The 13596-nt window shown below is 49.0% G+C and carries 10 protein-coding genes; 7 read left to right on the top strand and 3 right to left on the bottom strand.

What is annotated here, in order from left to right:
• Positions 1–10 precede the first annotated feature (10 nt).
• The 4 genes from DFR27_RS01200 to DFR27_RS01185 are packed head-to-tail and all read left to right on the top strand — an operon-like array spanning position 11 to position 4542.
• Positions 11–2161: a heparinase II/III domain-containing protein gene (locus DFR27_RS01200; protein WP_121875632.1), complete on the top strand. Its 2151-nt coding sequence runs from the start codon at positions 11–13 to the stop codon at positions 2159–2161.
• A gap of 43 nt (positions 2162–2204) precedes the next feature.
• Positions 2205–2957 carry an SDR family NAD(P)-dependent oxidoreductase gene (locus DFR27_RS01195; protein ID WP_121876086.1) on the top strand — a complete coding sequence of 251 codons (753 nt, stop codon included), beginning with the start codon at positions 2205–2207 and terminating at the stop codon, positions 2955–2957.
• Positions 2954–3913 carry a sugar kinase gene (locus DFR27_RS01190; protein WP_121875631.1) on the top strand — a complete coding sequence of 320 codons (960 nt, stop codon included), beginning with the start codon at positions 2954–2956 and terminating at the stop codon, positions 3911–3913. Before DFR27_RS01195 ends, DFR27_RS01190 begins: the two co-directional genes overlap by 4 nt.
• Positions 3910–4542, top strand: coding sequence for a bifunctional 4-hydroxy-2-oxoglutarate aldolase/2-dehydro-3-deoxy-phosphogluconate aldolase (locus tag DFR27_RS01185; protein ID WP_121875630.1), 633 nt, complete (start codon positions 3910–3912; stop codon positions 4540–4542). Before DFR27_RS01190 ends, DFR27_RS01185 begins: the two co-directional genes overlap by 4 nt.
• A 47-nt stretch (positions 4543–4589) precedes the next feature.
• On the opposite strand, the gene DFR27_RS01180 is transcribed toward DFR27_RS01185, so the two are convergent.
• Both DFR27_RS01180 and DFR27_RS01175 read right to left on the bottom strand, forming a co-directional pair.
• Complete coding sequence (locus tag DFR27_RS01180) at positions 4590–5354, bottom strand: FadR/GntR family transcriptional regulator (RefSeq protein WP_121875629.1); 765 nt, start codon at positions 5352–5354, stop codon at positions 4590–4592.
• Positions 5355–5503: 149 nt separating this feature from the next.
• A complete protein-coding gene (locus DFR27_RS01175) occupies positions 5504–8452 on the bottom strand; it encodes a TonB-dependent receptor (RefSeq protein ID WP_121875628.1) in 2949 nt (982 codons plus the stop codon).
• A 556-nt stretch (positions 8453–9008) separates the two neighbouring features.
• Here DFR27_RS01175 and DFR27_RS01170 point away from each other — a divergent pair.
• From DFR27_RS01170 to DFR27_RS01160, 3 genes are read left to right on the top strand one after another with little or no spacing between them, the layout of a single operon-like run.
• Complete coding sequence (locus DFR27_RS01170) at positions 9009–9887, top strand: NAD(P)-dependent oxidoreductase (protein WP_121875627.1); 879 nt, start codon at positions 9009–9011, stop codon at positions 9885–9887.
• Positions 9888–9925: 38 nt separating this feature from the next.
• Positions 9926–10276, top strand: coding sequence for a cupin domain-containing protein (locus DFR27_RS01165; RefSeq protein WP_121875626.1), 351 nt, complete (start codon positions 9926–9928; stop codon positions 10274–10276).
• A gap of 1 nt (position 10277) precedes the next feature.
• Complete coding sequence (locus DFR27_RS01160; protein ID WP_121875625.1) at positions 10278–11570, top strand: MFS transporter; 1293 nt, start codon at positions 10278–10280, stop codon at positions 11568–11570.
• Positions 11571–12206: 636 nt separating this feature from the next.
• Here DFR27_RS01160 and DFR27_RS01155 read toward each other — a convergent pair.
• Entirely contained in the window at positions 12207–13547 is a 1341-nt protein-coding gene (locus tag DFR27_RS01155) for a sugar MFS transporter (protein WP_121875624.1), read from the bottom strand.
• Positions 13548–13596 lie beyond the last annotated feature (49 nt).

Below are 13596 nucleotides of genomic sequence, written 5' to 3'. Positions count from 1 at the left end.
AGTACTAAGTATGTTTGTCCTATTTCGTTCATTTATTACTATCTTTTTTATAAGCTATGCATCCTCTGCCGCGGCGGCGCATCCAAATTTGGTTATCAACACTGACGACGTCGATACGATGCGTCAGGCGGTAGATAGCCCTTCAGGAAGGTTCACAGTTGCTTACAACGACTTGCTGACTCGACTAGAGCCAATCATCGAATCAGGGGTCGACGTCCCTGTTCCGGTTGATTCGGGCGGCGGTTACACTCACGAGCAACACAAGCTCAACTATCGCCTACTCTATGACGCGGGCATCGCATTCCAAGTTTCAGGAGACGAGCGCTACTCGGACTTCGTTCGCGACACGCTGCTTGAGTATGCTGAGTTATATCCAAACCTCTCGCTCCACCCGAAACATCGCCCTAATGCGACTAACCCAGGTAGGTTGTTTTGGCAAAGCCTTAATGAGGCCGTTTGGCTTGTGTATTCAATTCAAGCTTATGATTTGGTTTACAACTCCCTAAGCAGCTCAGAGCGAGATCGTATTGAAGCCGGCGTTCTCCGACCAATGGCGCTCTTTCTCTCCGAGGATTCCCCAACCACTTTCAACAAAGTGCATAATCACGGCACGTGGGTGACAGCAGCTGTTGGCATGACGGGCTTTGTCCTCGACGAACCTCTATGGGTAGATCGAGCCCTCTATGACCTAGAACTTTCCGGTGAAGGCGGTTTTCTAAAACAGATTGACGAGCTCTTTTCGTCGGACGGTTACTATTCTGAAGGCCCATACTACCAGCGCTACGCGCTGATGCCGTTTGTGACCTTTGCAAAGGCTATTGAGAATAATCGCCCTAACCTACGCATCTTTGAATATCGTGACAACCTGCTGCTCAAAGCGATTGATACCACTATCCAACTTAGTTACGACGGTCTATTTTTCGGCATCAACGACGCAATCAAATCAAAGGGGATCGTGACCGACGAACTTGTTCTCGCGGTAGCCATTGCCTACTCGCAAACAGGTGATAGAAGCCTTTTAAGTGTTGCGGACGCACAAGATCAAACCATTCTCAGTGGGGATGGCTTACTAGTCGCTCAAGCGCTAGATGACAATCTAGCCGAGGACTATCAAATGCGCTCTCAAGCTTTTCTTGACGGCCCCAATGATGATCAGGGAGCACTTGTTGTATTGCGGAGTAATGATTCCGTTCTGGTTGGCTCTGAAGGGCAGGCTTTAGTGTTTAAGGCCACGTCGCAGGGCCTAGGGCATGGGCATTTCGACAAGCTGAGCATTCAATGGTTTGACCGTGGCGAAGAGGTCTATACGGATTACGGCGCGGCAAGATTTCTCAATATCGAATCCAAAAACGGCGGACGCTATCTGCCTGAAAACGAAACCTATGCCAAGCAAACAATTGCCCACAATACCTTGGTAGTTAACGAAACCTCTCATTTTGATGGTGACGTTAAATTAGGCAATTTAAATGCACCAACCCTTAATACCTTCAACGTTAGCGAGGAGTTAGTACTCACTAGCGCGACAATCAATACAGCCTACGATGGCGTGCTACTAGGTAGAACACTGGTTAGTTTTGATTTAGCAGGTGAGTCGGTCGTTTTGGATATTTTTGACGTCGAGGCAGAAACCGAGAGCACGCTAGACCTTCCCGTTCACTACAACGGCCAGCTCATTAATACTTCCACCGACATTCACAGTGAACCCTCACTGCAGCCACTATCAGATCGTAACGGCTATCAGCACTTATGGCTCCGCGGCACCGCCCAACCAGGAGCTGGGCTGACTCAGCACACCGTTTTAGGCGAAAATAATCGTTTCTATACCCACAGTTCAATTCTTCCGGATCGAGCACAAGTGCTGTACGTAGAAACGGGCGCGAACGATCCTGACTTCAACTTAGTTCATCAACAGGCCTTCATTACCCGTATCCAAGGTGCCGCGCAGAACCGCTTTGTGAGCTTATTCGAGCCACACGGTGAATATAACCCAGCTAAGGAGTATACCCTGGAGGCGAGTAGTCGCGTGGCTGCGATGGATGTCATTGAAGATGAAAACGGACTCACTGTTTACATTTCGTTAACCGACGGCTCTCAGTGCGCAGTGGCGATAGCGCAAGATGCGGCAGGCATTAGCGAATCTGCAGAATTGACCTGCGAGTAGACTCGGAATGAATAGAAATTTTTCAACAGATTTGGACATTGCTATGAAACTAAAGAACAAAGTCGCAATCGTTAGCGGCGGGTCACGTGATATCGGTAAATCTATATCACTAAAGCTTGCGTCCGAGGGCGCCAAGGTAGTTGTTAACTATTATGGCAACCAGGAAAATGCAGAGCGAACGCTTGCTGAAATCCGCGAAGCAGGTGGCGAGGCAATCATCGTAAAGGCCGACGTAACGACCGCTGACGGAGCGCAGAGTCTAGTTGACGCGGCATTGGAGAACTTTGGCGATACGGTTGATATTCTAGTCAATGTTGCCGGTGGCCTCGTGGCCAGAAAGCCACTCCTTGAAATGGATGAAGATTTCTTTGATCAAGTACTTCGACTGAACCTTCATAGCACCTTTCTCCTTACAAAAGCGGTTGTACCCGTTATGCGAAATGGCGCAAGTATTATCAATTTGGCTTCGCAGGCAGGGCGAGACGGTGGCGGCCCGGGGGCTTCGGCTTACGCAACATCGAAGGGAGCTGTCATGACCTTCACCCGCGCAATGGCGAAAGAGCTTGGCCCCCAGGGTATTCGTGTTAATGCAATTTGCCCAGGGATGATTAGCACCACTTTCCACGATACGTTCACACAAGATAACGTACGCTCAAACGTTGCCAACAGCACTCCTTTGAAGCGAGAGGGACACCCTGACGAGATGGGAGACGTAGTTGCATTCCTCGCGTCAACGGACTCTTCATTCCTAACAGGGGTAAATCTGGATACCAACGGCGGGCTATTGTTCTCGTGATTACCTTTGCAGAAACAAACAAAAAAATTGCCATTATCGGCGAATGCATGGCCGAAGTAAGTCAGCTCAGTCTTCAGCCAGGCGAAGCGAGTAGTGACGCAAAGCTCTCCTTCGGTGGAGACACACTTAATTGCGCAATCTACATGGCACGCGAAGGGGTTTCACCCGCCTTCATCACCTCAATAGGCGATGATTTTGTCAGTGATTGGATGCTGTCGTGCTGGCAGGAAGAAGCGGTTGACTGTCAATACGTTTCTCAAGAGCCAGGCAGTGCGCCCGGTCTCTATGCAATCAGAACGGACAGTGATGGTGAGCGAAGTTTCACCTATTGGCGAAGCGGTTCTCCAGCAAGCCGAATGTTCGACAGCGAGACGAAAATCAACCGAGTCTTCACCGCGCTTGAGCAATTCGACCTGGTTTTTCTGAGCGGCATTTCACTTGCCATCATAAGTGATCAGGACAAGGAACAAATTATTGAACGTTTAGGGCACTACCGCAAAGCCGGGGGATTGGTCGTATTTGACGGCAACTACCGACAGCAACTTTGGGATAGTTTAGCATCTACTCGGTTGTGGTATGACCGCCTCTATAAGGAAGTCGACATCGCCCTCGCGACACTCGACGACGAACAAAAGATCTACCCGGGTAGCACCCAAGAAGATGTTGCTGAGCGCCTGCTTGCTAGTGGCGTCAGCGAGGTAGTGTTAAAGCTGGGCGAGAAAGGCTGCTCAATTTATGATCCAAGCACTCAAAAAGGGATCGCTGTCTCGACGACCCCTGTAAAACCCGTTGACACAACGTCTGCTGGCGACTCATTTAACGGTGCGTATCTCGCTCAGCGGATCCAAGGCGAAAATCCGCTAGAAGCGGCTAAGCACGCTAACCAAGTGGCAGCCCACGTTGTCATGCATAAAGGCGCAATTGTTCCAAAATCAATCTACGGAGTTGAGAAATGAGCCAATCCTACACCATCGCCGAGATCACCGCGCAGTGCCCGGTTATTCCAGTCATCGTCATCAATGATCTCGAAGATGTAATTCCTCTCGGCACCGCGCTGATTAAAGGCGGACTTACCGTTCTAGAACTAACACTCCGAACCGAGCAAGGCCTGGAGGCCATTCGACTACTAAGATCTACCTTTCCCGACGCCATTGTTGGCGCGGGAACAGTGCTCACTCCTGAAGATCTAGAACTAGCCATTGCCGCAGGGTCGCAGTTCGTTGTCTCACCCGGCACTACTCGAGAACTCGCTGCAGCGATTAAAGCGGCGAACATTCCTGCACTTCCCGGTGTTTCTACCGTCAGCGAAGCAATGGAACTAGCTCAGTTAGGTTTCAAGCACTTGAAGCTATTTCCGGCGGAAGCCATCGGTGGCATTAAGCTGCTCAAATCGATTGCGGGACCACTTTCACAGCTTTCATTCTGCACCACCGGGGGAATCACGCCGAGTAATGCTAAAGATTACCTAGCACTTCCTAATGTCCCGTGCGTAGGTGGCACCTGGATGGTTTCGAATGAATTGATTGCTAATAAGAACTGGGGTGAAATTCAAAGGCTAGCCAGCGAGGCCGCTGTCGCTAGCTGAAGAAGAGTACTAAGGCGCGTCACTAGCGGCGCGCCTCGTCATCATTACTAGTCGAATAAACTATTGACAGAGAATCGTTGTCGTCGAGCCATAACTTCTTTTCTAACTCGTTCAACTTCCTGAGCTTCCGAGACATCGTGCATAGCTTTTAAACCTCGAGCGAAGTGAGATCGCATAGCCTTCCTAGCTGCCGAAGGGTCTCGCTGCTCCATCGCTTTAATAATTGCCATATGTTCTTTTAGTCGAGTAGCTCCATCTTGCTTACAAACCGACTTGTGAGCCTCTAAAATTTCTGGACTCTGTTGCTGGATCTTTAGGAGGCTATCGATGCTTTCTAAAAGCCAACGATTGTTGGTGGCTTTAGCAATAATTAGGTGGAACTTTAAATCCGCGACTTCTGAAGTCAGGTCGCCACGATCATTTTCATCAACCATCTCTTGATAGACTTCACGAAGCGCTTCTACTTCGCCTTCCGAAATCATAACAGCCGCTAACGCCGCCGCTTCGCCTTCTAATACAACTCGGGCCTCGGTTACCTCAAACGGGCTAAATTTCGTTGCCGATAAAGGTGCTGAGGCTGGCTCAATAACATAAACGCCTGACCCCATCTTGACTACCACTCGGCCTTTAACCTCTAGGGCAATCATAGCCTCTCGAATGGTTGGCCGACTAACGTTGAGGTCCGCCGCCAATTCCCTTTCAGTTGGCAAGCGACTACCAATAGGGTAGAGCCCCTCGTCGAGCCCTCGCTCGATTTCCGCTACAACACGCTGGTAAAGTCTTTGGCTGGTTGCTGCTCTTGACTGGGTCATCATCTATCCTTCAGTGAACACTGGGAAACAATTGATCATACAAGCTGTATGACCAATTGACAACCTAAAAACGTACTTGCTCTAGCGCTTTCTAAGCGCATTAAGGCTAAGGCCTCAAGATTGAGACCCTAGCGATAACTGCTAGTTATTTAGAACTTGTAACTAGCGCCAAAGGTTACGCGCCGATCTGTCAGGCCCTGGAAACAGTTAAGTGCTCCCTCGTTGACACATGACTGACGAACGTCAGATTCGGTGAGGTTGATCCCTTCCAACGCTACGCTGAGCTGATCGGTGACATCATAGTTCACGCTTGCATTAAGCTGACCGCGATCTTCTTGAACCACTGGGAAGCCCCAAGGGAAACTAGAGGTACTACCGAAGTCAGTTGAACGATATGCCTCGCGCCAGGTGTATCGCATTCGAGCAGAAAGGTCATACTTTTCATAATACAGCGTGAAGTTATAGGCATTCTCGGACAAATCAATTAACGACTGTACCGCTGTTATCTGACCTGCATTGGGCGCTGTGCGATCGAAAACTGACTGCGCACGACTGGTAGCCGTATCAACCGCTTTACCGCCATCAAACTCTTGCATGGTATAGTTTGCTACAATTCCGAAGCCTGATGCCCAACCCAACTCCTGTTCGAAGCCTGCTAAGTCATACTGGAACGCCAGCTCAATACCCTGCTGAGTTGTTTCGCCATTGTCATTGATAGTTGTAGCTTTCGGCACACAAACACCAACGCCGGGTGTTGGGGCGAATACGTTAGTATCTGCAATTGGATTCCAGATACCCCCTTGCTCACAATCCGGACCAATTATATCTCGGTAGCCAGTGTTTGGGTCCTCATAAGGATCATCTTGCTGACCTACGAACAAGCCTGTCCGAGTCTTATGGAAATATCCGATACTAACCACACTTGATTCGGCAAAGTACCATTCTGCACTCAAGTCAAAGCTCGTCACCTTCTCAGGATTAAGCGCTGGGTTGCCGATAGCGACCGCCGGATTCGGGCTTGTGCTGTAGGTCACTGAGGTAGACAGGTCATTGAAGTCAGGACGGCGAACATCCTTGCTCCATGCACCACGGAGAAGCAAGTCATCACTCAATGCTGCAACGATATTCACGCGCGGCAGTAAGAAACTATAATCTGCAGTCTGACTTTCTCGCGTGACGACATCATTACCATTAGCATCTTTCGTAACGCTATTACCCACTGACGTTAGATCAGTTTGAACATAGCGAACGCCAAAATTACCGGAGAAAATTCCCTGCTCGAAGTTCGCTTGGGCGTAGAGCGCGTTCGTCTCTTCGTCGATATCAAAGAATGCATCAACACTTGAGGTAGGCTGGTCAATTGGACGCGAGCCGCCGTGCGCAGTAATCGCCGCGTTCAAGGTGTCTAAGACATAATCTGGGTTTGAAGCAACAAGTTCTGGATCGATAACTAAGAAGTCCTTCACAAAGAGACTTCTTCCATCAGCGTCACCAAAATTGTTAGGCCCTGCAACGAGTAGGTCTTCGAATAAACTACCTGAAGGAGAGTCGGCCATTGATCGCAGACCAACTGAAGACCTTACTTCATCTGTAGTGCTGCTGGTCTTATTGTATCTCCAGCCAACGTCAATCCATTTAATGAAGTTCATATCGAGGTCATAGCTAAAATCAAGTCGTAACGCATCTTCTTGGTTCTTAAACTCATCACGACCGATTTGTACATCACGAAGTACGACGTTAGCTGGATCTAGGAGTTCCGCGGCTGATGGGGCATTTGCTTCGCCTGATGCGATACCAAAGGCCAAAGAACCACCACGCAGGTCGTACTCAAACGGGGTGCCGTTCTCGTTTGATGAATTAAGCGCGGCATTGGGGTTGATAAAGTTCAATGTCGTGTTAATTCGTGGCGACGTTGAGGTGGAACGTGACGACGAAATTTCCGCACGAGCGGTCAAGCGATCGCCTTGCCACTCTCCACCAACGCTAAAGATATCGCTGTCTGTGATTCGAGAGTTCGTATCACTAGAGAATCGTAGATTCGGGTCACTACCGTCCGCCTCTACTGGGAGAACACCCACTTGAGCAGCCATGATAGAACCTAGGTCAACACCGTCCAGCGTGCCGAAGTTAACTTCTTCAAACGAGGATGGAATTGAAATGTTTCGAAGGCCACTTACACCGGATGCTTGAACTCGAGAGCTTTCTTCCTTTCGATCTTGACGATTAAACACCCCATCAACCCAAAACTTCGTATTGTCGTTTGGGGCCCACTCAAAGGTTGTTACATAGTTCTGAGTTTCGTACTCATAGTTATCATAGTCCTGGTTCAAGAACTGGATAGGGAGAAAATCAAAAGCTTGTGCGCTCGCCGCACCGCTATCGGAGCGAACAATATTGTCACGATCCACTCGAGGACGGAAAGCCGTTACATCCTGCTCTGCGTAGCTTCCACTGATTACGAATCCAAAATCACCCGCATCGGTAGACCAATTATCGCCCCACGTTCCTGAGACACGAGGCGTAATGCCATCGGGAGAAAGACTGCTATCTTCGCCCTGTACACTCACAGCACCAAGCATTTCACTTAGCTCAAGCGGTCGAATAGTGGTTAAGTTGATAGTACCGCCAACCGAGCCCTCGATGGTTGTAGCATCCGGAGCTTTAGTGACCTCAACACCTGAGATTATTGACGCTGAAACGTCTTCGAAGTTAATACCGCCTCGCCCTGATCCTGAGCCCACCGTTGAAATACCATTGATTTCAGTACGGTTAGCATTGGTACCACGAATCTGGACGCCGGTACCCACACCGGCCGAACGTGTAATTTGAATACCTGTAATATTCTCAAGAACCTCTGCAAGGTTTTGATCAGGTAGCTTACCAATATCTTCCGACTGAATGAACTCAGTAAGATTGGCGGTTTCACGCTTCGCTTTCAACGCACTGTCAAGCGACGCGCGTATCCCCATCACGTGAACTTCTTCAATGACCTCTGGGTTCGCGGTGGGTTGCTCGTTTTGATCTTGAGCATAGAGAAGACCAGATGTACTCGCGGACAACACCGCTAACGCTAGCGGCGAAATATTAAATTTCTTCATCGTATTTAGTCCCAAAATTATTTTCTGATATTTATTGTATTAGGCACAAGGTACAGCAGTAACCTTATTAACTAATATCACTTCGACAATAATTGGTCAAATATTTTGGTACTACATTAAATCAGATCAAAACCGAACATAAATCGCTTTTTGGCTTTACCAAAAGCAAAGCAACCGACCGAGTAACGATCGTGCCGCTACATTAAAATAGAGCTAAGAAGCCTAATAAAAGGGCGTAAAACGCAATTAGCTAGCTGTTCAAGCGCAGGCTCACCCCGTCCCGCTGGAGTTCGACCCATAACCAGCTACACAAGAATACGATTCGCAAGTACGCCTCACATCAGACTAATGGTAAGACCAATAAGTTAAATTCAACCGACAATCCTTATTGACATTGATCTAACAAATTGTTTTGATAGAGCCCATAATTAATAACTATAATTGTTTATTTCAACTACACATTATCAAGACACTTATTCATTGCTCACTGTTTAGCTGCAAGCTTCCCAACTCGGCTTAACGGTTAACAACCTACGTTTTATTCAAGGAGATATTTATGTCACAACCTACTATTGGCTTCATTGGCCTCGGGCTTATGGGCGGAAACATGGTTGAAAACTTACAACGCAAAAACTACAGCGTTAACGTTTTAGACCTCAACCCAGAAGCGGTTGGCGTCTGCGTCGCTCGAGGCGCTTCGGCCATGTCATCGGCGAAAGAACTCGCCGAAAAGAGTGACATCATTATGCTTTGCCTAACTACGTCAACCATCGTAGAGAAAGTGATGTACGCCGATGATGGCATTCTGGCGGGTATTCAAAGCGGGACCATCGTGATTGATTACGGCACCTCAGTACCATCCTCAACACGCCGAATCGGCGCCGACATCAAAGCCAAAGGCGCTGACATGATTGACGCGCCACTTGGCCGAACACCGGCTCACGCAAAAGACGGCCTATTGAATATTATGGCGGCTGGTGACCTAGCGGTTTACGAACGCGCACTACCGATATTAAAAGATCAAGGTGAGAACGTTTTCCATCTTGGCCCATTGGGCGCTGGACACACCACCAAACTCATCAATAACTTCATGGGCATGACGACGGTGTGCGCGATGTCTCAAGCGTTCGCTGTTGCTGAACGAGCAGGCGTAGACGGACAACAACTTTTCGACATCATGTCCGCAGGCCCGTCAAACTCCCCATTTATGCAATTCTGCAAGAACTACGCAGTTGATGGCGTTAGCGACCTAGGTTTCTCAATCGCCAACGCCAACAAGGACCTCGGCTACTTCTTAGCAATGCTTGAAGACCTTGATACGGAATCAAAGATTGCTAGCGGAGCCTCTAGTTACCTACAGGTCGCCGTAGAGCAAGGCATGGGGAGCGGCAATGTTCCTGAGATCTTCGATTACTTTCGTACGCTTAATAAGTAAGCAATATTCGTCAACGAATTTTTCAGCGAGGAAGATCAATGACTAAAGTGCAGAGCGAACACTTTATTTTCGCAGCGACCAGCGAAGTAGAAGACCTAGGTGGTGGCCTAAAGCGCCAGATTCTGGGTTACAACCATGAGTTGATGGCCGTTAAGGTTTGGTTTGCTGAGGGCGCTGAGGGCTATACCCACAAGCATCGCCACTCACAGGTAACCTACGTGGAAGAGGGTGAATTTCATTTCAATATTGACGGAGAGATCCGCGTTCTACGTAAAGGCGATAGCTGCCTGATACCTCCCCATGTCGAGCACGGAGCAATCAGCCCGACCGGCGGAATTCTAATTGATACCTTTAGCCCGGTAAGAAGCGATTTCATCGAGGGATCTTAGCATGAAGATTATGGGAATCAGGTGGTGGGTCATTGCGCTCATCGCCATTGCAACCATCATTAACTACATTGACCGTCAGGCGCTAAGCGTCCTATGGCCAGACATCGTTGAAGAGCTCTTCCCTAACGAATCTTCGTTTGAGCGAAAGCAAATTTACGCTAACATTTCGATCGTCTTCGTTTTTTCATATGCCTTCGGCCAAGCAATTTTCGGCAAGGTCTTTGATTGGATTGGAACGCGATTAGGCTTTGTCTTGTCGATTGGTGTCTGGTCTTTAGCCACCATAGCCCACGCCTTTGCACAGGGCGTTCTGAGCCTAAGTATCATGAGATCTGTACTTGGTGTAGCTGAAGCCGGTAACTGGCCTGGCGCGGCCAAAGCCAATGCCGAGTGGTTTCCTACCAAAGAACGAGCCTTAGCCCAGGGCATCTTCAATTCGGGGGCTGCCATCGGTGGCATTGTTGCCATTCCTTTGATTGCAGTCCTGACCGTATATTTTAGCTGGCAGTTAGTCTTCGTAATCGTTGGTCTTCTCGGCTTCCTTTGGGTTATACCATGGGTCATCCTTGTCAAATCTCCGCCCGGATCTCATCCATGGATTACTGCCGAAGAACGAGAGTACATCCTCACTGGTCAGCGTACCGAGGAGAGTATTAATGGCGAGCTGGTTGAGGAATACAATCCGTCAACTGGTGAACTGCTTAAGCGAAAGCAAAGCTGGGGAGTCATCATTTCCTCTGCGGCAATTGACCCTATCTGGTGGCTATTCGTTTTCTGGATCCCAATCTATCTAAACGAAGTCTACGGAATGGATGTTAAGGCCATTGGCATTTACGGCTGGGTTCCTTATGTAGGAGCCATGTTCGGAGCTTGGTTTGGCGGCCTCTTCGCGCAAAACCGCTTAAAAGCTGGTTGGGATGTGAATAAGACAAGAAAGACAGTTATTAGTCTTGGTTGCTTAATCATGTTGCCAGCGCTCTTAGCTATGGCCAGCCCTGGCTCTGCAATTAATGCTGTTCTGATCATGGCAGTGATTCTTTTCGGATTTCAAACCGCTATCGGCAACGTTCAAACCTTACCAAGTGATCTGCTAGGTAAGAAAGCTGTTGGTACTTTAGCCGGAATTTCGGGCATGGCTGCCAAGCTTGGCGCTGTAGGTCTTACTTCATTGGTGCCAATATTAACGGCTAACGGCAACTACACCCCAGCATTTATTATTGGCGCTTCATTAGCCATTGTTGCCATGTTGTCCGTACTTATTTTGATTCCCAAGATCGAACCGCTTAAGCACTAGCGGCCCCTAACCCCGCGTGTCAAAAGCGCTTCGTACACACTTTTGACGCTTCCTTTTGAGCTCGAGGCTACTCGAGCTCATTTTTTTTGCCCATCCTCATGAAACCTCTTCACCTTAAGCAGTCAACCTGCGCCGATCATTGAAACGCTTTAGAACCGCCGTTCCTTTACCGACTGTTCAGTAGAGGGCGAAGCCTTGCTGCATCACAGCCTGTCGTGATGGTGCGCCAACAAAGCGGCCGAGACTTATCTAACCGTACCTCGGAGAATATAAGAAGCAGGATATGCGCGTTCAGCCGTTAGCCGAAAGCCGTTAGCCGAAAGCCGTTAGCCGTTAGCCGAAAGCCGAAAGCCGAACGCCGAAAGCCGAAAGCCGAAGGCCGAAGGCCGAAGGCCGAAGGCAATAAGTATGCTCTGGAAGTAAAAAAGGCGCCACTAACAAACGTTGGTGGCGTACTGAAGGGCCAGTAAAAAGCGCGAGTCGAAACTCGCATAGGGTAAGGTTGATAGCTCTCACTATCGATAACAAGTTTGGTACTTCGCCCGTTGGGCAAACTGGCTAACGCTATCTATCAAAGTGTTAACCAGGTCTTTCAGTGTGCATTGCTAGCGAATAACACTCGCCAGTAGCGAGTGATTACCACTCGCGTTTTTTATGACCCTTAAGGGCATAGTAAAGAATGTAAGCGTAAAGAGGTAACATCACTGCGTAAGCCGTTTGACCGTCAATAGACTCTGCCAACAAACCGTATACGAGGGGCAGTAGTGCGCCACCCGAGATACCCATGATCAGTAGAGCTGAACCTTTGGCGGTGAATTTACCAAGGCCATCTAGTGCTAGCGGCCATACCGCCGGCCAAACTAGTGCGTTGGCAAAGCCAAGCAATGCGATGAAGCTAATTGTGTCAGGCAGTAGCGGGACACCCATCCAACCCCAAAGTAGGCTAGAAACCACCGTGCTCTCTGGGTTACTCAAAATCACCGCGAATGAGAAGATGATTCCAGAAATAGCCGAAGCCTTAAGCGCCGTTTCCTGATTGATCACACGTGGAATTAGCGCGATACCTAGTGCGTAGCCAATGAGCATGAACGCCATAGTATAAGAGGTCAACGAGGTCGCATTCGCCACGCCAAGATTTGAAGCGAACAAGCCAATCGTGTCGCCTGCAATGACCTCCGCACCAACGTATACGAAAATAGTAATGGCACCCAAGATGAGGCCAGGGAACTGCATAATAGATGTCTTGCTCTCTGAACCCGAGGCATCGCCAACGGCATCAACTTCATCATCGTCCGCAGAAAGTTCCGGTAGTGGCGACATCTTTAGTAGCGCTGCGAGCACCAAGAAAGTAATCGCCAAGCCAATGTAAGGATTAATGAGCCCATCTGCGAGTGCGGTAATGGTTTCTGCTTTTTGCGCTTCAGGCATTGCCGCCAAAGACTGAGCAGAGATACCGTCAAAGCCACTCAATACAACCGCCGTGAACGCCAACGGAGCAATAAAGCCCGCGCCTTTATTCAATAGCCCCATGAACATGATACGAACCGCTGCACTCTCTGCAGGGCCCACTTTAACCACATAAGGGTTTGCGCCGGTTTGCAGCAAGGTGAGACCGGTACCAATTACGAACTGAGCTAGCAGGAAGAGCACGAAGTCTTGCGCCTGCGCAGCCGGAATGTACATCAAAAAGCCAATAACTAAGGTGAACAGGCCAATCGCCATGCCATCCTTATAGCCAAACTTTTCCAACACCATAGCAGACGGCAGCGCCATCGCGGTGTAGGCCACATAGAAGGCTGATGCAACGAGAATTGCCTCGGTTTCCGATAACTGACAAACCATCTGCAGGTAGGGAACTAGCGCTCCGTTAGCCCAGGTGATAAAACCGAAAATAAAGAACAGCGCACCAATAATGGCGATAGGACCGAAGTTGCTCGCCTGAGCAGCCTTCGATGAATTGTTAATTTCTGAAGTCATACGACTCTCCCTGGTTAATAAAGTAGGAGTGGGCGCACCCGATTACGTC

The sequence above is a fragment of the Umboniibacter marinipuniceus genome (genome assembly GCF_003688415.1).
Classification (GTDB): Bacteria; Pseudomonadota; Gammaproteobacteria; order Pseudomonadales; family DSM-25080; genus Umboniibacter; species Umboniibacter marinipuniceus.
This window is presented reverse-complemented; position numbering and strand designations above follow the sequence as displayed.